The following is a 23,520-nucleotide window of genomic DNA, read 5'->3' on the forward strand; positions in this document are numbered from 1 at the left end:
CGTGGCCGCCCGGCAGCCCCGGACCTTCTGACGGGTCCGTCCGCCACCTCCCTTGCCCGACCGCCGCCGCACACCGGCGGCCACACACGCCGCGCGCCGCGCGGCCGGAGGTTTCCATGCTCGACCATCCCCAACACAAATACCGCCCCGTCCAGCCCTTCTCGCGCGACTACGCCGAGCGCCAATGGCCGTCGCGCCGCCCGAGCGCGCCGCCCATCTGGATGAGCACCGACATGCGCGATGGCAACCAGGCGCTGATCGAACCCATGGACGCGGCGCGCAAGCTGCGCTTTTTCGAGCAATTGGTGGCCGTGGGCCTGAAAGAGATCGAAGCCGCGTTTCCCTCGGCCTCCGACACCGACTTCAATTTCGTGCGCACGCTGATCGAGGAACGCCGCATTCCCGCAGACATCACCATCGAGGTCCTGACCCAGTCGCGGCCCGACCTGATCGAACGCACGTTCGAATCACTGCGCGGCGCGCGCCGCGCCATCGTGCACCTGTACAACCCGATCGCGCCACAATGGCGCCGCATCGTGTTCGGCATGAGTCGCGCCGAGATCAAGGAGATCGCGCTGGCCGGCACCCGCCAGATCCGCGCGCTGGCCGATGCGCATCCGGAGACGGAGTGGATCTACGAGTACTCCCCCGAGACCTTCAGCCTGGCCGAGCTGGATTTCGCGCTGGAGGTCTGCGACGCCGTCAGCGCGATCTGGCGCCCGACACCGGCAAACAGGATGATCATCAACCTGCCGTCGACGGTGGAATGCACCACCGCCAACGTCTATGCCGACCAGATCGAATGGATGCACCGCCGCCTGGCGCGGCGCGACAGCATCGTGCTGAGCGTGCATCCGCACAACGACCGCGGCACCGCCGTGGCCTCGGCCGAATTGGCGCTGCTGGCCGGCGCCGACCGGGTCGAAGGATGCCTGTTCGGCAATGGCGAGCGCACCGGCAATGTCGACCTGGTGACGCTGGCGCTGAATCTGGAACGCCAGGGCATCGCCAGCGGCCTGGACTTCACTGACATGGCAGCCGTGCGCGACTGCGTCCAGGCCTGCAACCAGTTGCCGGTGGACGTGTTCCACCCGTACGCGTTCACCCACGCAGCGCCAGCAATGCCTCCTGCAAGTGGCGCAATCCGCGGCTGAGCGGCTTGTCGCGGCGCACCACCACGGCCAGCGTGCGCGCCAGGCGCGGCGTCAAGGAACGCACCGCCAGGCTGGCGCGCTGGCCCGCGCCGCTGACCGCCAGCCGCGGCAGCACCGCGCACGCCAGGCCGGCCGCCACGATTTCCTTCATGGCCTCGGTGCTGCCCAGCTCCATCATCGGCTTGGCCGCCACGCCCGCGGCCTCGAACCAGTCGTCCACCAGGCGGCGGGTGCGCGCGCCCGGTTCGAACAGCACCAGCGGCAGCGCCGCCAGCGCCTGCGGCGTCACACTGGCGGGAATGGCCAGCGGGCCGCGCGCCGGGAAGATGGCCACGAACTCGTCTTCCAGCACCGGCGTGGCCTCGATCATGCGGCCCGGCGCCGGCAGCGTCACCAGGCCGATGTCCAGGGTGTTGTTCTCCAGGCCGCGCAGCATGTCGGCGGTATTGCCGGTGCTGGCCACCACGTCCAGCGCCGGAAAGCGCCGCCGCAGGCCAGCCAGCAGCGGCGGCAGCAGATAGGTGCAGGCGGTGGCGCCGGTGCCCAGGCGCAGGCGGCCGGCGACTTGCGAGGCGTGGGCCGTCATGGCCTGCTCGGCCTGCGCCAGCGCGGTGTCGATGGCGCGGATGTGGGTCAGCAGTTCCAGCCCGGCGGCGGTGGGTCCGGCGCGGCGGCCGACCCGCTCGACCAGCTTCAGGCCGAAGCGGCGCTCGAGCTGGCGCACTTGCAGGCTGACGGCGGGCTGGGTGATGCCGCCGCGTTCGGCGGCGGCCGAGAAACTGCCCAGTTCGATCACCTGCGCAAAGGTGCGCAGGGCGTCCAGATTGAGTCCGCGCATGGCGTCACGCCCCCCGCTTAATCCAAAGTTTTACTTATAAAAATCATAATAGACCAAAGCTTTATTTATGAATGGGCTTGCGCCACACTGGCGGCTGGTTTTTCACCCGTCCGTTGTTTCCCACCGCGAACCCGCCATGCCGCAACCCGCCGCCCCCACCATCCTGATCCGCGACAGCGTGGATGCCGACCTGCCCGCCATCAAGGCCATCTACACTCACCATGTAGAGCACGGCACGGCGTCATTCGAACTCGAGCCGCCATCGATCCAGGAGATGCGCCAGCGGCGCGCCGGGGTGCTGGAAAAGGACATGCCCTACCTGGTGGCCGAGATCGGCGGCGAAGTGGTGGGCTACGCCTACGTCACGCCCTATCGGCCGCGGCCGGCCTATCGCCACACGGTCGAGGACTCGGTCTACGTCAAGGCCGGCCGCGCCGGGCTGGGTATCGGCGGCAAGCTGCTGGCCGCGCTGATCGAACGCTGCGCCGCGGCCGGCTGGCGCCAGATGCTGGCGGTGGTGGGCGACAGCCGCAACGCCGCCTCGCTGGCGGTGCATGCGCGCCAGGGCTTCCATCCCGTGGGTACGCTGCGTTCGGTGGGCCATAAGCATGGCGAATGGCGCGACACGGTGTTGATGCAACGCGCGCTGGGCGAAGGCGACACCACACCGCCGCAACGTCCATGATCCCGCCACGTGCGGTGATCTGCCTGGGGCTGACGCAGTTGCTCGGCTGGGGCGTGACCTTCTACCTGATCGGCGCGCTGGGCCCGGACATGGCGGCCGACCTGGGCTGGGAACCGGCCACCCTTTATGGCGGGTTTTCCTGCGCCATCGTGGTCATGGCGCTGGTGTCGCCGCTGGCCGGCCGCGCGATCGACCAGTGGGGCGGGCATCGCGTCATGCCCGCCGGCGCCATCCTGGCCGCCGCCGGCTGCGCCGCCCTGGCCGCCGCGCATGGCGTGGCGGCGTACTTCGCCGCCTGGGCGCTGCTGGGCGTCGGGATGCGGCTGTGCCTGTACGATGCGGCGTTCGCCTCGCTGGCGCGTGCCGCCGGCCCCGGCGCGCGGCGGCCGATGTCGCAGATCACGCTCTTCGGGGGGCTCGCCTCCACCGTCATGTGGCCAGTGGGTCATGCGCTGTCGGGCTGGCTGGGATGGCGCGGCGCGGTGCTAGCCTATGGCGCGCTGGCGCTGGCGACGGTGCCGCTATACCTGGCGCTGCCGCGCATGCGCTACGCCGCCCCCGCGGCGGCTCCCGCCCAGGGAAGCTCTGGCCTTGCGCGCAGCGCTGGCGAACGGCGCCTGGCCGGCGTGCTGTATGCGGTGATCGCCATGCTCACCAACTTCCTGGCGGCCGGCAACGCCGCCCACCTGGTCCCGATGCTGTCCGGCCTGGGGCTGGCCCAGGCGCTGGCGGTCAATGTCGCGGCGCTATGGGGCGTCGGCCAGTTCGCCTCGCGCCTGGCCGACGTCGCGCTGGGCTCGCGCGTGCACCCGCTGACCCTGACGCTGGCGGTGGCCGTCCTGCTGCCCCTGGTGTTCGTGCTGGCCCGGCTTTCCGGCGGCCAGCCCATCGCCCTGGCCGCCTACGCGCTGCTGTATGGCGCCTGCAACGGCCTGCTGACCATCACGCGCGGCACCTTGCCGCTGGCGCTGTTCGATTTCCGCAGCTATGGCGCGCTAGTCGGCGCCCTGCTGATCCCCAGCTTCCTGCTGACTGCCGCCGCGCCGGTGGCCTACGCCTATCTGGTGGAACGGCAGGGCGCGCCCGCCACGATGGCATGGTCGGCCGGCCTGGCCATCGCCATCCTGGCCGCCACGCTGGCGCTGCGATGGCGCTTCATTGCCCGGACGCGGAGTTGAACGGCGCGGCGCCGTCGCGCAACACCATGGCCGGCCCGATGCGTTCGCGGTTGCGCGCCATGCCGCCCGGGCGCCAGTGCTGCTCGGCCAGGGCCGCCGCCAGCTCGTCGCAGGTGCCGGGCCGGAAGAACAGAAAACCCTGCAGCAGGTCGCAACCGGCTTCGCGCGCGGCGCGGCAGTGCGCCTCGGTTTCGACGCCTTCGGCCACGGTGGCGATGTCCAGGTCACGCGCCAACTGGCAGATCGACGTCAGCACCTTCTGCGCTTCCGCCTGCCGCGCGGCGCTCCAGACAATGGAACTGTCCAGCTTCAGTCCCGCCAATGGCAGCGTCGACAGCCACTCCAGATTGTTGTAGCCCTTGCCGAAATCGTCCAGCCAGACCTGGATTCCTCGGCTGGTGAATTCCTCCAGCATGCCGCGAATGTCGGCGGAGCTGGCGTGCAGCGCCGCCTCTTCGGTCAACTCGATACGGATATCGCCAGGGGCCAGGCCGCATGCGGCGATGTCGCGCAGGATCAGGCCCACCATGTCGCGGCGGGCGAAGCTCTGCGGCGAGATGTTGATATTGACCACCAGGCCGGAGCCGGACGCCGCCTGCCGCCAGCGCGCCTGATCGGTGGCGATGGTGCGCAGCCCCCAACTGGTCAGCGCCAGCCCAACCTCGGGCGCGCCCGCTTCGCGCAACAGGGCATCGATGCCCAGCGACTCGCCGCCCGCGGCCCGCCAGCGCAACAACGCCTCGGCGCCGACGATCTCCAGGTCGGACGCGGCAACGATGGGCTGGTAGTGAAACTGCAGCCTGTCGCTCTGGATCGCGGCCAGCAGCGGCGACAGGGCGCTGTCCTTGCGTACCACGACGGGTGCCGGGCCATCGGCGGCGCCGCAGTCCTGTGTCAGCGCCGCCGAAAACGAATAGCCTTTGCCGCGCAGGCTGCGGATCGGGATGGGCACCCCGCCAGCGGCTCCCTTGCGCTTGAGCCGGCTGATGATCAGATCCAGCGCCCGGCCATTGCCGGGCAGGTCCAGGCTCGCAACCGCGAAATCGGCGCGGCGGATGAGCCGCTCGGGATGCCCGTGCATGCCCTTGAGCACGGCGCGCTCCATGGGCGTGAGGCTGATGCCCCGGCCGCCGGGCGACACCAGCGTCCATTCGTTGTCGCACAGGCGCCAGCCCTTGTCGGTCGCGGCCGGCTCGGCGGCCGCGTCCGGCCGGCGCGACACGGCGGCGGCCGCCGGCTGGCACAGGGTCAGCTTGCGTTGCGCCGACTGGATGGCCGCCGCCACCTCGCTATAGCTGATGTTGGCGCCATAGCAACTGTCGGCGCCGGCCAGCAGCGCATTGATGCGCATCGCCGGGCTTTCGATGTGGCGGATGGCGATGATCGTCGAGTGGGTGAACCGCGCGCGCAACTGGCCGATGGTGATGTCCAGATCGCGCGGCAGGCAAAGGTGCACCTGGATGTCACCGCCTTGGCGAGCCGCCGCGGGCTCTTGCAGCGATACCGGATTCAGGACGAACCCGATCTGCTCGAGCGAATCGGAGATGCCTTGTTTGGCGAATTCATTGTCAAAAATAAGGATAATGCGCGACCGATTCATGATGACTGAGCCCTGAGTAAAAACGCTTTTCCATCGCACGGTATTGAAATGTTTTTTTTGCATCTCCATACCTGGAACAGGGTCGCAAAAAAAGAACGCGCCATCCCCCGCCGCAAGGCGTAAAGACGCAAATAATTGAATTCCATTCATTATTAAATGAATGGAATTCAATATATCGAAATAAAATTCACAGATCGGCGAAACGTAGCGACACGCGCGCGGCTACCGTCCGTGCGCGTTCCGACGCCATTCGCGCGCCGGTTTGCCAGGCGCCAGGGCGGGACTGCCCGGCGCCGCTCGAAGGGGGGAATCAGCCGGTAACGACCGGCGGCCCGGTCAGGCGCCGCCCTGCGCCTGCCACTTGTCCCAGCCAGCCCGGCGCAGCTTGCAGGCCGGACATTCGCCGCAGCCATAGCCCCAGGCATGGCGCGCGCCGCGCTCGCCCAGGTAACAGGTGTGGCTTTCCTCGACGATGGTCTCGACCAGCGCATCGCCCCCCAGGCTTTTCGCCAGCGCCCAGGTTTCCGATTTGTCGATCCACATCAGCGGCGTCTCGATGGTGACGCGGCTGCCCAGCCCCAGGCCCAGCGCTACCTGCTGCGCCTTGATGGTGTCGTCGCGGCAATCGGGATAGCCGGAGAAATCGGTTTCGCACATGCCGCCCACCAGCACATCCAACTGGCGCCGGTAGCCCAGCGCCGCCGCCAGCGTCAGAAACAGCAGATTGCGCCCCGGCACGAAGGTGTTGGGCAGGCCGTTGGCCTGCATCTCGATGGCGCGGTCGCTGGTCATGGCGGTATCGCCCACCTGGCCCAGCACCTTCAGATCCAGCAGATGGTCTTCGCCCAGCCGCGGCGCCCATTGAGGAAAGCGCACGCGGATCTCGCGCAGCACGTTCAGGCGCGCATCCAGCTCGATGCGGTGGCGCTGGCCGTAATCGAACGCCACGGTTTCCACATGGGCATAGCGGTCCAGCGCCCAGGCCAGGCAAGTGGTGGAATCCTGGCCGCCCGAAAACAGCACGAGCGCGCGACGTTGGTGATTCAGCATAAAAGGGGGCTTCTGCAAAGACAAAGGGATAGGCCAGACTTTACCGCAGCCAGGGGCGCGGTCCGTAAGGAAGCCTGCGTAAAATCACTGCTGTTTTCGTTCACGATTTGCCCGCAGTGCGCATCACCTGACCCTTCCCCTTCCTCCAGCAGCCCGACGGATCTCCCGCCCGATGAATGCCAGCCGCCCGCAGTCCGACTCCGCAGAACCCTTGCGTCACGATATCCGGCTGTTAGGCCGATTGCTGGGCGAAGTCATCGCCGAATGCGAAGGCAAACGGGTATTCGACACCATCGAAACCCTGCGCCGCACCGCCGTCAAATTCCGCCGCGAGGGCAACAAGGCCGACGGCAAGCTGCTGGAACAACGCGTCAAGCTCCTGCAGGGCAGCGACCCCAACTCGGTGGCGCGCGCCTTCAGTTATTTCCTGCACCTGTCCAACATCGCCGAGGACCGCGACCAGAACCGCAGCCAGCGGGCCCGCGCCCTGGCCGGTGACGCCCCCGCGCGCGGCAGCCTGCGCGACGCGGTGCAGACCCTGGGCCGCCACGGCGTGTCGCCGGCGCGCATCCGCCGCCTGCTGGCCGACGCCTGCGTCATGCCGGTGCTGACCGCCCACCCCACCGAAGTGCAGCGCAAGAGCACGCTCGACGTGCACCGCGAGATCGCCGCCGCGCTGACGCAGCGCGACCAGCCGCTGACCCCTGAAGAACTGGCCGAACTGGACGCCGCGCTGCTCGGCCGCGTGGCCACGCTGTGGCAGACGCGCATGCTGCGCTACACCCGCCTGACGGTGGCCGACGAGATCGAGAACGCGCTCTCGTACTACCGCAGCACCTTCCTGCAGGTCATCCCGCGCGTCTACGGCGACCTGTCCAAGCTGCTCAACCGCGACGCCAAACCCTTCGTCGCCCCGCCGCCGCCGCTGGAACCCTTCCTGCGCATGGGTAGCTGGATCGGCGGCGACCGCGACGGCAATCCCAACGTCGATGCCGGCACGCTGGAACGCGCCCTGCTGCGCCAGGCCACCGTGCTGTTCGAACACTATCTCCAGGAAGTGCACGCGCTTGGCGCCGAGCTGTCCATCACCACGCTGCTGATCGCGGTCGACCCGGCGCTGCTGGCGCTGGCCGAGCGCAGCGGCGATGACTCGCCGCATCGCAGCGACGAACCCTACCGGCGCGCGCTGGTCGGCGTCTATGCGCGCCTGGCCGCCACCGCGCAACGCCTGACCGGCCAGGATCTGGCGCGCCGCAGCACCGTCGCGGCGCGGCCCTACGACACGCCGCAGGAATTGTCGGCCGACCTGGCCGTCATCGCCGCCTCGCTGGCCGCGCACCATGGCGCGCCCATCGGCAAGCTGCGGCTGGCCGGATTGCAGCAGGCCGTCGAAGTGTTCGGCTTTCACCTGGCCACGGTCGACCTGCGCCAGAGTTCCGACGTGCACGAGCGCGCGCTGGCCGAGCTGTTCAGCCGCGCCGGCGCCTCGCATGACGGCCAGCCGCTGGACTACCTGGCGTTGGACGAAGACGCGCGCGTGGCCCTGCTGCGCGCCGAACTGGCGCAGGCGCGGCCGCTGGCCTCGCCCTGGATCGCCTACAGCGAGGACACCACGCGCGAACTGGCGGTGTTGCGCGCGGCCGCCGCCGGCCGCCAGCGCTACGGCAAGCAGGCCGTGCGCCAGACCATCGTCTCGCACACCGAAACCCTGAGCGACCTGCTGGAAGTGATGGTGCTGCAAAAGGAAGCGGGCCTGATCGCGCCCGCCGGCCAGGACATCGCGCCGGAAGACGGCCTGATGGTGGTGCCGCTGTTCGAGACCATCCCCGACCTGCAGCGCGGCGCCGACATCATGGCCGCCTGGCTCGACCTGCCCGAGATCCGCGAACGCGTGAAGCGCGCCCAGAACGGCGCCCAGGAAGTCATGCTGGGCTATTCCGACAGCAACAAGGACGGCGGTTTCCTCACCTCCAACTGGTCGCTGTACCAGGCCGAGCGCGCGCTGGTCGACGTGTTCTCCAGCCGCCACGTGCGCCTGCGCCTGTTCCATGGACGCGGCGGCTCGGTGGGCCGGGGCGGCGGTTCCAGCTTCGATGCGATCCTGGCCCAACCGCCGGGCACCGTGGCCGGCCAGATCCGCCTGACCGAACAGGGCGAGGTCATCCAGAGCAAGTACAAGGATGCCGAGGTCGGCCGCTGGCACCTCGAACTACTGGTCGCCGCCGCGCTCGAATCGAGCCTGGCGCCGCGCGCCGCCGCCACCAGCGCCGAAGACGCGCACATGGCGCAGCACGGCCCCGCCATGTCGTTCATGTCGGAGACCGCGCAGCGCAGCTACCGCGGGCTGGTCTACGACACGCCGCGCTTCGCCGAATACTTCTTCGCCGCCACCCCGATCTCCGAGATCGCGGGGCTGAACATCGGTTCGCGCCCGGCTTCGCGCAAGAAGGGCCAGCGCATCGAAGACCTGCGCGCCATTCCCTGGGGTTTTTCCTGGGCCCAATGCCGCCTGATGCTGACCGGCTGGTACGGCATGGGCTCGGCCATCGAGGCCTACCTGGAGACCGGCGCGCCGGGGGCGCCGCGCTCGCAGCGCGGCCGCCTGGCCCAACTGCGCGAGATGGCGCAGGACTGGCCAGCCTTCCGCACGCTGCTGTCCAACATGGAGATGGTGCTGGCCAAGTCCGACCTGGCCATCGCCGCGCGCTATGCGCAACTGGTGCCGCAGCGCGCGCTGCGCGAAAAGATCTTCGGCATGATCAGCGCCGAACACGCCCGCAGCCTGGCCATGCTGAAGCTGCTGACGCGGCGCGAATTGCTGGCCGACAACCCCGCATTGCAGGCCTCGCTGCGCGAGCGCTTCGCCTACATCGACCCGCTCAACTACCTGCAGGTCGACCTGATCCGCCGCCACCGCGCCGCACAGAAGTCGGCCGGCGCCGACGGCGACGAACGGGTGCAGCGCGCCATCCACCTGACCATCAACGGCATCGCCGCGGGACTGCGCAATTCGGGCTGAGCGACGGGGGTGAATGGCAGGCGCGGACGGCGGCATTCCAGCCACCTTCCGCCGCCGTCCATTGCCCGGCGGGGGGAGCCAGCCCTCGCCCACGCCACATCGTCCACGGGACGAACACCTCAAATCGGCCGTTTGTCCACCCCCGGCAACTTTTAGTACTATCTTCGTCAGAAATTCTATATACGCACAAATGTTCGCATATAGAACATAACGATTTTTCTGGCCCGCGCACAGGAAGACACCGACGGAAGAGACAGATCGCAGTTCCCTGGTTCCGCCTGTGCCGCCCGCCGCGCGCGCCCCGTAAGGCAAGCGAACCCTCATGGATACTCCCCTGCAGAATCTGGCCGTCATCGGCGCCGGCGCCATGGGCAGCGGCATTGCCGCGCTCTTCGCCTCGAAGGGATTGGACGTGGTCCTGGTCGATCCGATGGAAGGCGCGCTGGATCGCGCCCGCGCCGTCATCGAACGCCAGTTGAATGTCTACGCCCCCGGCCAGGTCGACGCCGTGATGCAATGCATTCGCATGGCGCCCGACCTGGACGCGGCCGCCGCCTGTGACCTGGTGATCGAAGCGGTGCCCGAGAACCTGGAACTCAAGCGCGGCCTGTTCGCCCAGCTCGACACACTGTGCAGGCCCGAAGCGATCTTCGCCACCAACACCTCGGGCCTGTCGATCAACGCCATCGCCAGTGCCGTCACGCGCCGCGACCGCTTCGTCGGCACGCACTTCTTCACCCCCGCCGACGTCATCCCGCTGGTCGAAGTGGTGCGCAACGACGCCACCTCGGAGAACACCGTGGCGCGCGTCATGGCGACGCTGCGCCTGGGCGGCAAGCGCCCGGTGCTGGTGCGCCAGGACATCCCCGGCTTCATCGCCAACCGCATCCAGCACGCCCTGGCGCGCGAGGCTATCTCGCTGCTGGAAAAAGGCGTGGCCAGCGCCGAGGACATCGACGAAGTGGTCAAGTGGAGCCTGGGCATCCGCCTGGCGCTGTCGGGTCCGCTGGAACAGCGCGACATGAACGGCATCGACGTCCACTACGCCATCGCCAGTTATCTCTACAAGGATCTGGAAAACCGCACCGAGCCGTCCGACCTGCTCAAGAGCAAGGTCGAGAACGGCCAGCTCGGCGCCAAGAGCGGCCAGGGGTTCTACACCTGGAGCCCGGAGCGCCGCGAACAGGTGCTGCGCGAAAAAAGCGCAGCGCTCGGCGAGCTCGCGGCGTGGCTCGACGCCAAGGCCGACGGGTCCTGACGCCACGGCCGCATTACCGAATACCTACACCATAAGGCGCGCGGCGATCCGTCCGACGCGCCAGCGGGCCACGAGCCCAACCACGCAAAGAAACCGACCGTCCCATCCGCCCCGCGCCCCCTGGCGCGCGGCGGCGCAAGACACCAGTGCAATACGCCTTACCGGAGTTCGTTGGAGGCACCATGAATAAATTGGCATCTTTTTTCACTGAGCTGATGCGCAAGTATCTGCCCGATCCCTTTGTCTTCGCGATCGCGCTGACCCTGCTCACCGTGCTGCTGGCCATGGGCATCGAAGGCCAGAGCATCGGCGACGTGACCCGCGCCTGGGGCAAGGGCTTCTGGAGCCTGCTGGCCTTCACCACCCAGATGGCCGTGATCCTGGCCATGGGCTACGTGCTGGCCACCGCGCCGCTGACCGACCGCCTGCTCAACCGCATCGTCAGCCACGTGCACAAGCCGCATAGCGCCATCATCGTCGCCACCCTGGTGGGCGGCATCGGCAGCTACCTGAACTGGGGCTTCGGCCTGGTCATCGGCGGCATCGTCGCCAAGAAGCTGGCGCTCAAGGTCAAGGGCGTGCACTATCCGCTGATCATCGCCGCGGCCTACAGCGGTTTCACCATGTACGGCCTGGGCCTGTCGGCCAGCATCCCCGTGCTGGTGGCCACCCCCGGCCATCCCACCGCCAAGCAGATGGGCATCATCCCGCTGACGGAAACCATCTTCTCGGTGCCGATGCTGATCACCAGCCTGGTGATCATCGTGACGCTGCCGCTGCTGAACGCGTGGCTGCACCCGAAGAAGGGCGAGAAGATCGTCGAAGTGGACCCGGCCATCGACCGCGATGCCAACGCGTCCAATGCGGCCGAAGACATGCTGGAGAAAGGCACCCTCGCCTCCAAACTGAACAACAGCCGCATCCTCAGCCTGCTGATCGGCGCGCTGGGCGTGGCCTACGTCGCCTTCCACTTCATCGACGGCGGCTCGCTCGACCTGAACCTGATCAACTTCATCATCCTGTTCCTGGGCATCATCCTGCTGGGCACGCCGGCCGCCTACGTGGCCAAGCTGACCGAAGGCATCAAGACGATCTCCGGGATCATCCTGCAGTACCCGTTCTACGCCGGCATCATGGCCATCATGGCCGCCTCCGGCCTGGTGACGTCGATCTCCAAGGTGTTCGTCGACGTGGCCACGCCGGCCTCGCTGCCATTCTGGGGCCTGATCAGCTCGTTCGTCATCAACTTCTTCGCGCCCTCGGCCGGCGGCCACTGGGTCATCCAGGGTCCGTTCATGATCGACGCCGCCCGCGAGATCGGCAGCGCGCTCAACCAGACCACCATGGCCGTGATGCTGGGCAACGCCTGGAACGACCTGGTGCAGCCCTTCTGGATCCTGCCGGCGCTGGCGCTGTCCAAGCTCAAGCTGCGCGACGTGATGGGCTATACGGTCATCATGATGCTGTGGGTTGGCGTGATCCACATCACCGCCGTCCTGGCATGGGGCTATTTGACCCATTGAGAACCGCGGCGCCGCGCGTGGCGCCGCCATATTGACTTGCAACGGGAAACCGAGATGAGCAAACCTACCGCGTATCTGGTGACCGGCGGCAGCGCCGGGATCGGCGCCGCCATCATCCGCATGCTGCTGGATGCCGGACACAAGGTCGTCAACATCGACTACCGCCTGCCCGAGCATCCGCCGGCCGGGCTGGTGTCGTACCAGGCCGACCTGACCGACGAGGCGCGCACCAAGGAAGTGGCCGCCGAAGTGACCGCGGCCTACGACATCGTCGGCCTGGTCAACAACGCCGGCGCCACGCGTCCCGGCACCGCCGACACGGCCACCCTGGCCGACCTGGACTACGTGGTCAACCTGCATCTGCGCACCGCGCTGATCCTGGTGCAGGCCGCGTTGCCGGCGATGCGCGCGGCCGGCTTCGGCCGCATCGTCAACATGTCGTCGCGCGCCGCGCTGGGCAAGCCGGACCGCGTGGTTTATTCGGCCACCAAGGCCGGCCTGGTCGGCCTGACGCGCACGCTGGCGATGGAACTGGGCGGCGACGGCATCACCGTCAACGCCATCGGCCCCGGCCCCATCGCCACCGACCTGTTCACCAAGAGCAATCCGGCCGGCGCGCCGCAGACCGAACGCATCATCAACAGCATCGTGGTCAAGCGCCTGGGCACCCCCGAGGACGTGGCGCGCGCCGCCATGTTCTTCCTGTCGCCCGACAACGGCTTCGTCACCGGCCAGATGCTGTATGTCTGCGGCGGCACGACGCTGGGCGTCGCCCCGATCTGAGGCCGGCCGCCATGTCCGCCCGCCTGCCCGACTCCGCCCGCCCGCGCCGCCTAGCGGCGCAGCAGCGCGTGGTTGATCTGGTCGGCGGCGTGGCGCAGCGGCGGCAGGAAGGTCGCCAGCATTTCCTCGCGCGAGAAGCGGTTGGCATGGCCGCTGACGTTCATCGCGGCGATCACGCGGCCGCTGCGGTCGACGATCGGCACCGCCACGGACTGCAGGCCCGGTTCCAGTTCCTGCGCCACGCAGGCGTAGCCGTCGGCGCGCACGCCGGCCAGGATGGCCTTGAGCGCGCCGATGTCGGTCACGGTGTCCTTGGTGTAGGCCTGGATCTGGCTCATCGCCAGCACCCGGTCCAGTTCGGCCGCGGGCAGGCCCGCCAGCAGCACGCGGCCCATCGACGTCACCCAGGCCGGCAGGCGGCTGCCCACGGCCAGGTTGATGGTCATGACCTTGTGCGTCGACAGACGCAGGATGTAGACGATGTCGGCGCCTTCCAGCACCGACACCGAGCACGACTCGCGCGTCTGCTCGGCCACTTCTTCCATGTACGGCAGGGCCAGGTTCCACAACGGCGTGCCCGACAGGTAGGCGTAGCCCAGCTCAAGGATGCGCGGGGTCAGCGCGAACTTGCGGTCCTCGACCGTGACGTAGCCCAGGTGCTCCAGCGTCAGCAGGATGCGGCGCGCGCCGGCGCGGGTCAGGCCGGTCACGGCCGCGACCTCGGACAGCGTCATCTGGGAACGATCCGGGCCGAACGCCCGGATCACGGACAGGCCGCGCGCAAAGGATTGAACGTAGCTGTCGCTGGGTTGCTGGGTTGCTTGCTCGGCCATCCGTCTACCGCGAGAAAAAACGTTGCCGCTGGCGGCAACCCTGAAACGGGGAGGATCGCGCCGCGCCGGCTTGCCTTGACGGTCGACGATCCCCATGAAACGATGTTCTTCAGAAGAACGAAAGTTCTAATTAAGAACAAATTATGACACGCCACCTCTATGAGCGAACACCATGATTTCTAAGCTTGTTGCAAGCGCGGCGGCCGCCCTCGCCGACGTCCCCGACGGCGCCACCGTCATGATCGGCGGCTTCGGCACCGCCGGCCAGCCCATGGAACTGATCGACGCCCTGCTCGAACAGGGCGCCAAGGACCTGGTCATCATCAACAACAACGCCGGCAACGGCACCACCGGCCTGGCCGCCCTGCTGGGCGCCAACCGCGTGCGCAAGATCATCTGCTCGTTCCCGCGCCAGGTGGACTCGCAGATCTTCGACGGCCTGTACCGCAGCGGCAAGATCGAACTCGAACTGGTGCCCCAGGGCAACCTGGCCGAGCGCATCCGCGCCGCCGGCGCCGGCATCGGCGCGTTCTTCTCGCCCACCGGCTACGGCACCCCGCTGGCCGACGGCAAGGAAACCCGCGAGATCAACGGCCGCCACTACGTGCTGGAATATCCGCTGCACGCCGACTACGCGCTCATCAAGGCCGAGCGCGGCGACCGCTGGGGCAACCTGGTGTACCGCAAGACGGCCCGCAACTTCGGCCCCATCATGGCCAGCGCCGCGCGAGTGGCCGTGGCGCAGGTGCGTGAAGTCGTCGAACTGGGCGCCCTCGATCCGGAAACCGTCGTCACCCCCGGCATCTTCGTGCAGCGCGTCGTGCAGATCGACGCCGCCCAGGCCGCCAAGGAGCAGCAATGAGCACCAAACTGACCCGCGACCAGATCGCCGCCCGCGTCGCCCAGGACATTCCTGAAGGCGCCTACGTCAACCTAGGCATCGGCCTGCCGACGCTGGTGGCCAACCACCTGCCGGCCGACCGCGAAGTCATCCTGCACACCGAGAACGGCATGCTGGGCATGGGCCCGGCGCCCGCCAAGGGCGAGGAAGACTACGACCTCATCAACGCCGGCAAGCAGCCCGTCACCGAACTGCCCGGCTGCTCGTTCTTCCATCACGCCGACTCGTTCGCGATGATGCGCGGCGGCCACCTGGACATCTGCGTGCTGGGCGCCTTCCAGGTGTCGCAGCACGGCGACCTGGCCAACTGGCACACCGGCGCGCCCGACGCCATCCCCGCGGTGGGCGGCGCGATGGACCTGGCCATCGGCGCCAAGGACGTCTTCGTCATGATGGAACTGCAGACCCGCGAAGGCCAGAGCAAGCTGGTCGACGCCTGCACCTACCCGCTGACCGGCGTGCGCTGCGTGTCGCGCGTGTACACCGACGTGGCCGTGTTCGACATCCGCGCCGACGGCGTCACGGTGATCGACATGTTCGGCGAGACCACCGCCGACGAACTGCTGCGCCTGACCGGCCTGCCGCTGAAGTTTTCCAACTGATCATTCCCCCCGCGCCCCGGCAACGCCGGGGCCGCTTTCCTGGAGACACCCATCATGTTGTTCATGGTTCAAATGCAGGTCAATCTGCCCGTCGACATGCCGGCGGCCCAAGCCGACAAGCTCAAGGCCGACGAAAAGGCCCTGGCGCAGCAGCTGCAACGCGACGGCAAGTGGAAGAGCCTGTGGCGCGTCGTCGGCCGCTACGCCAACGTCAGCATCTTCGACGTGCAGGACAACGACGAACTGCACGCGCTGCTGTCGTCGCTGCCGCTGTTCCCCTACATGGACATCCAGGTGACGGCGCTGGCGCGCCATCCCTCGGCGATCTGAACGGAGCCGCCCATGCCCTACATCATCGAAACCTTCGACAAGCCCGACCACCAGGCCGTGCGCCAGCAGCATCGCGCCGCGCATCTGGAATACCTGGACGCCAACAAGCATCTGCTGCTGGCCTGCGGCGCCAAGCTGCAGGATGACGGCAAGGACCTGGGCGGCGGCTTGTACATCGTCGACCTGGACACGCGCGAGGCCGCGCAGCAGTTCATCGACGCCGATCCCTTCGCCCAGGCGCAGCTGTTCCAGCGCGTGACCATCACGCGCTGGCGCAAGGCCTACGTCGACGGCACCTGCTATCTGTAATCGCCACGCGGCCGCCTCCGGGGGGCCGCGCTTTCATTCCCCGAGGATTTCCCGCATGTCTTACGCCGATCTCAGCCAGGCACGGCTGTTCTACGTCATCGATGGCCCCGCCGACGCGCCGGTGCTGGTGCTCTCCAATTCGCTGGGCACCAACGCCGACATGTGGGCGCGCCAGGTTCCCGCGCTGAGCAAGCACTTCCGCGTGCTGCGCTACGACACCCGCGGCCACGGCAAGTCCTCGGTCCCCGACGGCGAATACACGTTCGCGCAACTGGGCAACGACGTCGCCGAACTGCTGGCGCACCTGAACATCGAACGCGCCCACTTCTGCGGCCTGTCGATGGGCGGCCCCACCGGCCTGTGGCTGGCGCTGAACCGGCCCGAGCTGATCGGCAAGCTGATCCTGTGCAATACCGCCGCGCGCATCGGCTCGGCCGAAGGCTGGAGCGCCCGCATCGCCGCCGTGGCCGAGCAGACGCTGGAAAAGATGGCCCCGACCCTGGTCGAGCGCTGGCTCACCGACGGCTACCGCGCCGCCGAGCCGGGCCTGTCGCAAGTGCTGGTCGATATGCTGCGCCGCACCCCCGACGCCGGCTACTCGGGCAACTGCGCCGCGCTGCGCGACGCCGACTTCCGCGAACAGGTGTCGGCCATCACGGCGCCGACGCTGGTCATCAGCAGCAGCCACGATCTGGCCGCCACGCCCGCGCAGGGCCAGGAACTGGCCGCCGCCATCAGCGGCGCGCGCTATCTCGAACTGAACACCTCCCACATCTCCAACTGGGAACAACCGGAAGCCTTCACCCGCGCGGTGGTCGACTTCCTCGCGGAGTAAACCATGCAGCGCTGGACCCATCGGCCCGAAGGCTCCAACTGGGGCGACTTCGGACCCGACGACCAACTCGGCCGCCTCAATCTCATCACCGAAGAACAGGTCCTGAAAGGCGCGCGTGAAATCCGCGCCGGCAAGACCTTCTGCCTGTCGCTGCCGCTGGACCTGCCCGGCGGCAACGTGCTCAACCCGCGGCGCCATCCGCCGCAACTGAGCCCGACGCGCCTGGCCGACACGCCCTACCTGAACTTCCCGCTGCGCAACGTCAACCCGGACGCGGTCGACGTGCTGAGCGACGACCAGGTGCTGCTGTCGATGCAGTACTCGACGCAATGGGATGCGCTGGCGCACGTCGGCGCGCTGTTCGACGCCGACGGCGACGGCAAGCCCGAGCTGCGCTACTACAACGGCTACCAGGCCGGCGTCGACGTCATTGGCCCGGCCGACGGCGACCACACCGGCTGCGGCTGCAACAGCGGCAGCCCCTCGGCCGCGCTGAAGCTCGGCGTCGAGAACCTGGCGCAGAAAGGCATGCAGGGCCGCGGCGTGCTGCTGGACCTGGCGCGCCACTACGGCCCCGGCCGCACCCTGATCGGCCACGCCGAGATCCAGCACGTGCTGAAAACGGACGGCATCGAGATCGAGCCCGGCGACATGCTGGTGCTGCGCACCGGCTACGCCGAAGCCGTGGTCGCCATGGCCGGCAAGCCCGACGCCGAGGTGCTGCACACCTATGGCGCCGCGCTCGACGGCACCGACGCCGCGCTGCTGCAGTGGATCACCGACAGCGGCATCGCCGCCATCTGCGCCGACAACTACGCGGTGGAAGCCTATCCCGCGCGCGAAAAGACCGGCCCGCGCGCCATGCTGCCGCTGCACCACCACTGCCTGTTCAAGCTGGGCCTGCCGCTGGCCGAGCTGTGGTACCTGAAGGACCTGGCCGACTGGCTGCACGCCAACGGCCGCCACCGCTTCATGCTGACCGCCCCGCCGCTGCGCCTGCCGCACGCGATCGGCTCGCCGGTCACGCCGATCGCCACGGTGTAATCCGGACGGCCCGCGGCGCACCGTCCGCCCGGTTGCGCCAAAGAAAAACGCCGACCCGTTCAAAGGTCGGCGTTTTTTGCATGACGCGGGAGCTATCCCGCGTTCAGCCTTTCAGACAGGTGCTCATGAAGGTCTTGCGCTTGTCGCCGGTGAGCTTCTGCTCGCTGGCCTTGGCGTTGCAGTCCTTCATCTTCTGCTGCTGCGGCGTCAATTGCTTGGCAGGCGGCGGCGCCTCGCCCTTGAGACAGGCGCTCATGTAGGTTTTACGCTCATCGCCCTTCTTGCCTTCGGCCGACTTGTTGCAGTCGGCCATGCGCTGCTGCTGCGCGGTCGGCTTCTTGGCCGGCGCGGGCGTGGCGGTCTGGGCGTGGACGGCGCCAAAAAAGCAGGCGGACAACACGATGGCCGAGGCCAATTGGCTGGTACGGGAAAGCATGAGTTCCTCCCTTGAGCGCCCATGGACGCCATCCTGGCGCGCAATCGGGCCGCAAGATCCACCGGCCACGTTGCCGGCGTGGTCATCATCGGACAAAGCCGCACGCTTCGCAAGCGCCGAAAAGACAACAAATGCTAACTGCGCCGATACTGTGGACATGCCGGCGAAATTCCCCCGGAAATACCCGCAAGTCGGAGACATTCCGATGCACTTGTGGCATCCGCAGAAGAATCTGCGGCTATCCCCTGCAACCTGTTACCCATTCATCCGTTTGGGCCGTTGTGCGGCGCGCGGGAAAGGTGTGAGATAGGCACATGTCCCCGATACGCGGCGCCCGAGACCGCGACGCGGACAACCCCGTAGCCGGGTCCCACAGGAGACCGCCATGAAAACCGCCCTCGCCTCCCTCGCCCTGCTGGCTGGCCTGACTGGCGCTGCCGGCGCGCAGAGCCTGTACGGCATTACGCTGGGCAATATCCAAGCCATACGCGATACCAACGAAAACCTGTCCACCATCACCGGCTCGCTCGCCAACCAATCGATGCGAGCCGTGAACTACGTGATGCTCACCTTCGTTCTCTACGACGAACAGGGCCGCGAAATCGGCCGCGTGCGCGACGACGACATCGGCCCGCTGGCGCCGGGCCAGATCAAGACGATCCGGGCCATCACGCCACTGCGATTCGCCAAGGTCACCGCCCTGGACATCCACGCCAGGTGACCGAAAAACCCTTATCCAGATAGGGTTTAGTCAAGCAAGCGGCAGTCCAATTGTGGGAAAATTCCGCAGCCGACTCGACAAAAGGGGCTTCCACACGAAGCCCCTTGTTGCGTCTGCCGGCACGCCGGCATGCCCGGCCTCGTTACCAAGGAAATGAACAGATCATGTTTCCCAAAAGACTCACCGAAGGCTATCAGTCCTTTCTCGCCGGCCGCTTCCATTCCGAACGCAGCCGCTACGAAAAACTGGCCGAAACTGGGCAAAGCCCGGAAATCCTGATCATCGGCTGTTGCGACTCGCGCGTCTCGCCCGAAGCCATCTTCGACGCCGGCCCCGGCGAAATGTTCGTCGTGCGCAACGTCGCCAACCTGGTCCCGCCCTGTGATCCCGATTCCGAATCCTCGTACCACGGCACCAGCGCCGCCATCGAGTTCGCGGTCAACGGCCTGAACGTCAAGCACATCGTCGTCCTCGGCCACGCCTCCTGCGGCGGCATCCGAGCCTTCTTCGACGACGCCAAGCCGCTCACCAAGGGCGACTTCATCGGCAAGTGGATGTCCCAGATCGCCCCCGTCGCCGACGCAATCGGCCCCGGCGGCGACGACCGCGCCGCCAACCTCAAGCGCCTCGAACTCGCCGTCATCGGCCACAGCCTGAACAACCTGATGACCTTCCCCTCCATCCGCCGCCGCGTCGAAAGCGGCGACCTGGAACTGCACGGCACCTACTTCGGCGTCGCCACCGGCGTCCTGTTCCTGCGCGACCCAGCCACCGGCGAATTCAGCCCCTGCCTGGAAACCGGCCTGCCCGGCTGATCGCGCCGCGAACGCGGCGGCTCGGCCGCCGCGCGCAGGCAGCGCCGCCACATCCCGTCACAAATAGCGCAGCGCAAGCCGGCAGCCGGCGTGCAGGCGTGCGTCGCATCCGTGCCATACAACCGCGACAAGCGCGCCACTCACGCGCCCCAATCGCCCCTGGCCATCACAGCGCAGCCACAACATCACGGCCAACGCAGCGCCACCCCGAGCGCGCAGCGTCATCCCGCCGACGCAACACACCCAAACGCCAAAGAAGGCCGCCCGCGCGGCCGCCTTTGGCGACCCCGCAAGACCTTCCCCTACCCCCGATCGCTGGCAAAAACGCCAAGCACACAACTAGCCCCCACGGCCCCCGTTAAGTCTCATCGCGAGCGGGTGACGGGGCAGGCGGGGGATGGTGGGGCGTGTAGATGCGCCCGACGGAATCTGAAGGAACAGCCGAAGGCTGTGACGAAGATGAGGAAGGGGCAGTCCGGAGCGAAGGCTCCGGACCGCAATCGTAGCCCCGCCATCCCCCGCCTGCCCCGGCGCCCGCGGCTAAAGAACCCAACCGCCAGCCCCCTCAAACCCGATAGGCCTGCGCCAACCTCTCATAATTATTCTTGAGAATGATCCCCGCATAGTAGACATGCTCCCGCATCAGATCCTCGGCCCGCGCCCCATCCCGCGCAATGATGGCATTCACGATCCGATGATGATCATCATGCGACCGCTGAATGATCCCATGGTCCTCCCACAGGATGATCCGATCCGACGCATACGGAATCGCCTGCGCCTGCGTCGCGAACCGCTTCACCCACGGATTGCCCGCCGCCTCCAGGATCCCGTTGTGCAGCGTGATGTTGACCTGCTGGTACGGCAGATGATCCTCCGCCAGCAGCACGCCCTTGCCGAGAATGCGATCGCCTTCGTCCAGGCAGTTCTTCAGCACCGCCACCGCGTCATTCGATAAACCGCGCAGCGCCGCCTGCCGACAGGCCAGGCCTTCGAGCGCCGCCCGCACCTCGTAAGCCGCCACGATCTCGGCCAGGTCATAGGCCCGCACGGTGTAGCCGCGCTTGGGCAGGTGCTCCAGCAACCCCTCGTTGCCCAGCGTCGCCAGGGCCGCTCGCACCGGCGTGCGCGACACCCCCAGTTTCTCGGCCAGCGGGATTTCCTCCAGGCGGGCCCCGGGGCTGAACTTGCCATGCAGCACCCAGTTCCGCAGCGTATCGGTCACGTGTTGAGATAGCGTATCCATGCCCGCATTGTATACATGAAGAATACATGCGACACCGCCCCTTACCACCGTGCTAGGGCTTTCCCCAATGAGAACAGTCAAGGCTCCTCGACAAATACGGGAAACCCCCTATACCTGCCACCCCTTCATGTATACATAATCGCCAAAAATTCAGATCAGCGGACGCTTCCTCCAAGGCAGGCGAATCCGCGCAACAGGAGACAGCATGTCCAATGTATCCACGCCGGCCGCGGGCCCGGCCCCGCGGCTCGCGCTCGTCACCGGCGGCGGCGGCGGCATCGGCGCCACCATCTGCCAGGAGCTGGCCCGCGCCGGCTACCGCGTGGTGGTGTCGGACGTGGACGCCCAGCGCGCCCGTCGCGTGGCCGACGAACTCGGCGCGCCGCACAGCGCCCATGCCTTCGACGTCAGCGACGAAAGCGCCGTCGAAACGGCGTTCGACCAGATCGAAAAGACTCACGGCCCCATCGCCGTACTGGTCAGCGCCGCCGGCCTGCTGCTGTTCCAGCCCGACGGCGAACGCCCGCTGATCAAGGACACCACGCTCGATATCTGGGAACGCAGCTTCGCCGTCAACGCGCGCGGCGTGTTCCTGTGCGGCCGGGCCTACCTGCGCAGGCGCGAAGCCGCACCGCTCAAGCATGGCCGCATCGTCACCTTCACCTCGGTCGCCGCGCAGTTGGGCGGTTATCGCTCCAGCGCCTCGTACATCGCCGCCAAGTCGGCCGTGCTGGGCCTGACCAAGGCCATGGCGCGCGAATCGGCGCACCTGGGCGTCACCGTCAACGGCATCGCGCCGGGGCTGATCGACACCGACATGCTGCGCAGCACCGTCACCAGCAGCGGCGCGCTGGCCGCCGCGGCACAGGCGATTCCGCTGGGCCGCATCGGCACGGTGGACGACGTGGCGGCAGCCGTGCGCTTCCTGGTCTCGGAAGAAGCGGGCTACATCACCGGCAGCGTCATCGACGTCAATGGCGGCTATCGCATGCAGTGATTCCTTATCCGGCGGCTTCGCCGCCTACGCAGCAACGCGCCATGGATAAAGGCGCGCAGACACATAAAACGGGAGACAAACCATGAAACAAATCCGCCGCCACGCGGCCGCCGCGCTATGCGCCATTGCCCTGGGCGCCTCCGCCCACGCCCAGCAGGAACCGGGCATCACCGACAAGACCATCCGCATCGGCCTGTTTGCGCCGCTGTCCGGCAGCGGCATGGCCTATGGCTTCGACGTGCTGAACGCCGCCAAGATGTGGTACGCGAAGGTCAACAAGGAAGGCGGCGTCAACGGCCGCCAGATCGAACTGGTGATCGAGGACGACCGCTGCAACGCCAACGACCTGGTCGCGGCCGTGAAAAAGCTGACCGAACAGGACAAGGTCTTCCTGCTCAACGGCGGCTCGTGCTCGGCCGCCGTGGTGGCCGCGCGCGAATACGTCGAACGCGAGAAGGTGCCGCTGGTCATGCTCAACGCCTCGGGCGACGGCGCGCTGTATCCGCCGTCCAAGTACATCTACGGCGCCTTCTCGATCTCGCAGCACGCCGTGGGCGGCTCGATGGTGCAATTCGCCGCCGAGCATCTGAAAGGCAAGAAGATCGGCTACATCAACCACGACGACGCCTACGGCGGCTGGAATCTGGAAGCCGCGCAGGCCCAGGCCAAGCAGTTGGGCAACGTGAACCTGCAGGTGCAATCGGTCAATCCCAACATCACCGACGTGACGGCGCCGATGCTCAAGATACGCGCCGCCAACCCGGACGTGCTGCTGCTGACGACCTACGCCCGTCCCGCCGCGCTGATCATCAAAAAGGCGCAGGAGCTGGGCTGGAACAAGCCCATCGTGCTGGCCGTCAACGGCACCGCCGACCTGAAGCAGCTGGTGGAGAACGTCGGCAACAAGGACGCCTTCAAGAATGTCTACATCCAGGAAGTGCTGAGCGACATGCCCGGCGGTCCCAAGCTGACCTGGGTCTATGACATGTACAAGCAGGCCTATCCGGACCTGGCCGCCAAGCCCGGCCACCCGCAGACCTACATGCCCTACGGCCTGCCGTCGGCAATGGCGGTGGTCAACGCGCTCAAGGCCGCCGGCCCGCAGCCCACCCGCGAGAAGGTGCTGGCCGCGCTGGAGACCATGAAGTTCGATTCCGGCGTCATGGCCGGCCCGATCGAATTCGGCCCGAACGACCGCGCCGCGCAGGAATCGGCCATCTACATCAAGTTCGACGGCACCAACATGTCGCTCGTGCCGGGCGCCTTCAAGAGCGTCTGGCAGTACCAACCGTAACCGCAGCCACAGGCCAGTGTGCTGTCCCGTAGATACGTGCGCATGACGTGCGGGCGAATTTGCGGGACAGCG

The 23,520-nt window shown here is 67.5% G+C and carries 23 protein-coding genes; 17 read left to right on the forward strand and 6 right to left on the reverse strand.

Annotated elements, in window-relative coordinates:
• Positions 1-116: 116 nt before the first annotated feature.
• Positions 117-1,154, forward strand: a complete 1,038-nt coding sequence (locus tag AC6LKG_RS02375; RefSeq protein WP_498162452.1) for a 2-isopropylmalate synthase — start codon at positions 117-119, stop codon at positions 1,152-1,154.
• Here the strand turns inward: AC6LKG_RS02375 and AC6LKG_RS02380 are convergent.
• A complete protein-coding gene (locus AC6LKG_RS02380; RefSeq protein WP_498162454.1) occupies positions 1,102-1,992 on the reverse strand; it encodes a LysR family transcriptional regulator in 891 nt (296 codons plus the stop codon). The genes AC6LKG_RS02375 and AC6LKG_RS02380 overlap by 53 nt on opposite strands.
• Positions 1,993-2,128: 136 nt before the next feature.
• Here AC6LKG_RS02380 and AC6LKG_RS02385 point away from each other — a divergent pair, with 136 nt between their 5' ends.
• Positions 2,129-2,677: a GNAT family N-acetyltransferase gene (locus AC6LKG_RS02385; RefSeq protein ID WP_498162455.1), complete on the forward strand. Its 549-nt coding sequence runs from the start codon at positions 2,129-2,131 to the stop codon at positions 2,675-2,677.
• Positions 2,674-3,855 (forward strand): MFS transporter, encoded by a 1,182-nt coding sequence (locus AC6LKG_RS02390; RefSeq protein WP_498162457.1) that lies wholly within the window; start codon positions 2,674-2,676, stop codon positions 3,853-3,855. Before AC6LKG_RS02385 ends, AC6LKG_RS02390 begins: the two co-directional genes overlap by 4 nt.
• Here AC6LKG_RS02390 and AC6LKG_RS02395 read toward each other — a convergent pair.
• Both AC6LKG_RS02395 and queC read right to left on the reverse strand, forming a co-directional pair.
• Positions 3,833-5,455, reverse strand: coding sequence for an EAL domain-containing protein (locus tag AC6LKG_RS02395; RefSeq protein ID WP_498162458.1), 1,623 nt, complete (start codon positions 5,453-5,455; stop codon positions 3,833-3,835). The two genes, AC6LKG_RS02390 and AC6LKG_RS02395, sit on opposite strands and share 23 nt — an antisense overlap.
• 336 nt (positions 5,456-5,791) lie before the next feature.
• Positions 5,792-6,505 carry a 7-cyano-7-deazaguanine synthase QueC gene (gene queC, locus AC6LKG_RS02400; protein WP_498162459.1) on the reverse strand — a complete coding sequence of 238 codons (714 nt, stop codon included), beginning with the start codon at positions 6,503-6,505 and terminating at the stop codon, positions 5,792-5,794.
• A 172-nt stretch (positions 6,506-6,677) separates the two neighbouring features.
• Between queC and ppc the strand changes: the two genes are divergently transcribed.
• The 4 genes from ppc (at position 6,678) to AC6LKG_RS02420 (ending at position 13,088) form a co-directional block, all read left to right on the forward strand.
• Entirely contained in the window at positions 6,678-9,524 is a 2,847-nt protein-coding gene (gene ppc / locus AC6LKG_RS02405) for a phosphoenolpyruvate carboxylase (protein ID WP_498162460.1), read from the forward strand.
• A gap of 322 nt (positions 9,525-9,846) precedes the next feature.
• Positions 9,847-10,782, forward strand: coding sequence for a 3-hydroxyacyl-CoA dehydrogenase family protein (locus AC6LKG_RS02410; protein ID WP_498162461.1), 936 nt, complete (start codon positions 9,847-9,849; stop codon positions 10,780-10,782).
• A gap of 182 nt (positions 10,783-10,964) precedes the next feature.
• Positions 10,965-12,305 (forward strand): short-chain fatty acid transporter, encoded by a 1,341-nt coding sequence (locus tag AC6LKG_RS02415; protein ID WP_498162462.1) that lies wholly within the window; start codon positions 10,965-10,967, stop codon positions 12,303-12,305.
• 54 nt (positions 12,306-12,359) lie between these two features.
• Positions 12,360-13,088, forward strand: coding sequence for an SDR family NAD(P)-dependent oxidoreductase (locus AC6LKG_RS02420; RefSeq protein ID WP_006391655.1), 729 nt, complete (start codon positions 12,360-12,362; stop codon positions 13,086-13,088).
• A 50-nt stretch (positions 13,089-13,138) separates the two neighbouring features.
• Here AC6LKG_RS02420 and AC6LKG_RS02425 read toward each other — a convergent pair whose 3' ends face one another.
• Positions 13,139-13,921, reverse strand: coding sequence for an IclR family transcriptional regulator (locus AC6LKG_RS02425; protein ID WP_020926101.1), 783 nt, complete (start codon positions 13,919-13,921; stop codon positions 13,139-13,141).
• A 172-nt stretch (positions 13,922-14,093) separates the two neighbouring features.
• Between AC6LKG_RS02425 and AC6LKG_RS02430 the strand changes: the two genes are divergently transcribed.
• The 6 genes from AC6LKG_RS02430 to AC6LKG_RS02455 are packed head-to-tail and all read left to right on the forward strand — an operon-like array spanning position 14,094 to position 17,942.
• Entirely contained in the window at positions 14,094-14,783 is a 690-nt protein-coding gene (locus AC6LKG_RS02430; protein ID WP_173000055.1) for a 3-oxoacid CoA-transferase subunit A, read from the forward strand.
• Positions 14,780-15,424 carry a 3-oxoacid CoA-transferase subunit B gene (locus AC6LKG_RS02435; protein ID WP_020926099.1) on the forward strand — a complete coding sequence of 215 codons (645 nt, stop codon included), beginning with the start codon at positions 14,780-14,782 and terminating at the stop codon, positions 15,422-15,424. Before AC6LKG_RS02430 ends, AC6LKG_RS02435 begins: the two co-directional genes overlap by 4 nt.
• A 54-nt stretch (positions 15,425-15,478) precedes the next feature.
• Positions 15,479-15,754 carry a muconolactone Delta-isomerase gene (gene catC / locus AC6LKG_RS02440; RefSeq protein ID WP_020926098.1) on the forward strand — a complete coding sequence of 92 codons (276 nt, stop codon included), beginning with the start codon at positions 15,479-15,481 and terminating at the stop codon, positions 15,752-15,754.
• A 12-nt stretch (positions 15,755-15,766) separates the two neighbouring features.
• Positions 15,767-16,063, forward strand: coding sequence for a YciI family protein (locus tag AC6LKG_RS02445; protein WP_006390035.1), 297 nt, complete (start codon positions 15,767-15,769; stop codon positions 16,061-16,063).
• Positions 16,064-16,118: 55 nt separating this feature from the next.
• Entirely contained in the window at positions 16,119-16,898 is a 780-nt protein-coding gene (gene pcaD / locus AC6LKG_RS02450; protein ID WP_498162464.1) for a 3-oxoadipate enol-lactonase, read from the forward strand.
• A gap of 3 nt (positions 16,899-16,901) precedes the next feature.
• The gene (locus AC6LKG_RS02455) at positions 16,902-17,942 is read left to right on the forward strand and encodes a cyclase family protein (RefSeq protein WP_498162466.1); all 1,041 of its coding nucleotides are present in this window, start codon (positions 16,902-16,904) and stop codon (positions 17,940-17,942) included.
• A gap of 103 nt (positions 17,943-18,045) precedes the next feature.
• Here AC6LKG_RS02455 and AC6LKG_RS02460 read toward each other — a convergent pair whose 3' ends face one another.
• Positions 18,046-18,378, reverse strand: a complete 333-nt coding sequence (locus tag AC6LKG_RS02460) for a PsiF family protein (protein WP_498162467.1) — start codon at positions 18,376-18,378, stop codon at positions 18,046-18,048.
• Between the two features lie 385 nt (positions 18,379-18,763).
• On the opposite strand from AC6LKG_RS02460, the gene AC6LKG_RS02465 reads away from it, so the two are divergent.
• Positions 18,764-19,099: an FxLYD domain-containing protein gene (locus tag AC6LKG_RS02465; protein WP_498162468.1), complete on the forward strand. Its 336-nt coding sequence runs from the start codon at positions 18,764-18,766 to the stop codon at positions 19,097-19,099.
• 164 nt (positions 19,100-19,263) lie between these two features.
• Positions 19,264-19,914: a carbonic anhydrase gene (locus AC6LKG_RS02470; protein WP_498162469.1), complete on the forward strand. Its 651-nt coding sequence runs from the start codon at positions 19,264-19,266 to the stop codon at positions 19,912-19,914.
• A gap of 565 nt (positions 19,915-20,479) precedes the next feature.
• Here AC6LKG_RS02470 and AC6LKG_RS02475 read toward each other — a convergent pair.
• A complete protein-coding gene (locus tag AC6LKG_RS02475; protein ID WP_498162470.1) occupies positions 20,480-21,136 on the reverse strand; it encodes a GntR family transcriptional regulator in 657 nt (218 codons plus the stop codon).
• Between the two features lie 226 nt (positions 21,137-21,362).
• Here AC6LKG_RS02475 and AC6LKG_RS02480 point away from each other — a divergent pair, with 226 nt between their 5' ends.
• Positions 21,363-22,154 (forward strand): SDR family NAD(P)-dependent oxidoreductase, encoded by a 792-nt coding sequence (locus AC6LKG_RS02480; RefSeq protein WP_498162471.1) that lies wholly within the window; start codon positions 21,363-21,365, stop codon positions 22,152-22,154.
• A gap of 82 nt (positions 22,155-22,236) precedes the next feature.
• Entirely contained in the window at positions 22,237-23,448 is a 1,212-nt protein-coding gene (locus tag AC6LKG_RS02485; RefSeq protein WP_498162472.1) for an ABC transporter substrate-binding protein, read from the forward strand.
• Positions 23,449-23,520: the final 72 nt, after the last annotated feature.

The organism is Achromobacter sp. 46006, from assembly GCF_059761975.1.

Excerpts from the sequence above, each read along its gene's own strand:
- AC6LKG_RS02390 (WP_498162457.1), top strand. The coding sequence starts at position 2,674 with ATGATCCCGCCACGTGCGGTGATCTGCCTGGGGCTGACGCAGTTGCTC.
- AC6LKG_RS02380 (WP_498162454.1), bottom strand. The coding sequence starts at position 1,992 with ATGCGCGGACTCAATCTGGACGCCCTGCGCACCTTTGCGCAGGTGATC.
- AC6LKG_RS02375 (WP_498162452.1), top strand. The coding sequence starts at position 117 with ATGCTCGACCATCCCCAACACAAATACCGCCCCGTCCAGCCCTTCTCG.
- AC6LKG_RS02395 (WP_498162458.1), bottom strand. The coding sequence starts at position 5,455 with ATGAATCGGTCGCGCATTATCCTTATTTTTGACAATGAATTCGCCAAA.
- AC6LKG_RS02410 (WP_498162461.1), top strand. The coding sequence starts at position 9,847 with ATGGATACTCCCCTGCAGAATCTGGCCGTCATCGGCGCCGGCGCCATG.
- AC6LKG_RS02485 (WP_498162472.1), top strand. The coding sequence starts at position 22,237 with ATGAAACAAATCCGCCGCCACGCGGCCGCCGCGCTATGCGCCATTGCC.
- catC (WP_020926098.1), top strand. The coding sequence starts at position 15,479 with ATGTTGTTCATGGTTCAAATGCAGGTCAATCTGCCCGTCGACATGCCG.
- AC6LKG_RS02465 (WP_498162468.1), top strand. The coding sequence starts at position 18,764 with ATGAAAACCGCCCTCGCCTCCCTCGCCCTGCTGGCTGGCCTGACTGGC.
- AC6LKG_RS02415 (WP_498162462.1), top strand. The coding sequence starts at position 10,965 with ATGAATAAATTGGCATCTTTTTTCACTGAGCTGATGCGCAAGTATCTG.
- ppc (WP_498162460.1), top strand. The coding sequence starts at position 6,678 with ATGAATGCCAGCCGCCCGCAGTCCGACTCCGCAGAACCCTTGCGTCAC.
- queC (WP_498162459.1), bottom strand. The coding sequence starts at position 6,505 with ATGCTGAATCACCAACGTCGCGCGCTCGTGCTGTTTTCGGGCGGCCAG.
- pcaD (WP_498162464.1), top strand. The coding sequence starts at position 16,119 with ATGTCTTACGCCGATCTCAGCCAGGCACGGCTGTTCTACGTCATCGAT.
- AC6LKG_RS02430 (WP_173000055.1), top strand. The coding sequence starts at position 14,094 with ATGATTTCTAAGCTTGTTGCAAGCGCGGCGGCCGCCCTCGCCGACGTC.
- AC6LKG_RS02445 (WP_006390035.1), top strand. The coding sequence starts at position 15,767 with ATGCCCTACATCATCGAAACCTTCGACAAGCCCGACCACCAGGCCGTG.
- AC6LKG_RS02480 (WP_498162471.1), top strand. The coding sequence starts at position 21,363 with ATGTCCAATGTATCCACGCCGGCCGCGGGCCCGGCCCCGCGGCTCGCG.
- AC6LKG_RS02425 (WP_020926101.1), bottom strand. The coding sequence starts at position 13,921 with ATGGCCGAGCAAGCAACCCAGCAACCCAGCGACAGCTACGTTCAATCC.
- AC6LKG_RS02470 (WP_498162469.1), top strand. The coding sequence starts at position 19,264 with ATGTTTCCCAAAAGACTCACCGAAGGCTATCAGTCCTTTCTCGCCGGC.
- AC6LKG_RS02455 (WP_498162466.1), top strand. The coding sequence starts at position 16,902 with ATGCAGCGCTGGACCCATCGGCCCGAAGGCTCCAACTGGGGCGACTTC.
- AC6LKG_RS02420 (WP_006391655.1), top strand. The coding sequence starts at position 12,360 with ATGAGCAAACCTACCGCGTATCTGGTGACCGGCGGCAGCGCCGGGATC.
- AC6LKG_RS02435 (WP_020926099.1), top strand. The coding sequence starts at position 14,780 with ATGAGCACCAAACTGACCCGCGACCAGATCGCCGCCCGCGTCGCCCAG.
- AC6LKG_RS02460 (WP_498162467.1), bottom strand. The coding sequence starts at position 18,378 with ATGCTTTCCCGTACCAGCCAATTGGCCTCGGCCATCGTGTTGTCCGCC.
- AC6LKG_RS02385 (WP_498162455.1), top strand. The coding sequence starts at position 2,129 with ATGCCGCAACCCGCCGCCCCCACCATCCTGATCCGCGACAGCGTGGAT.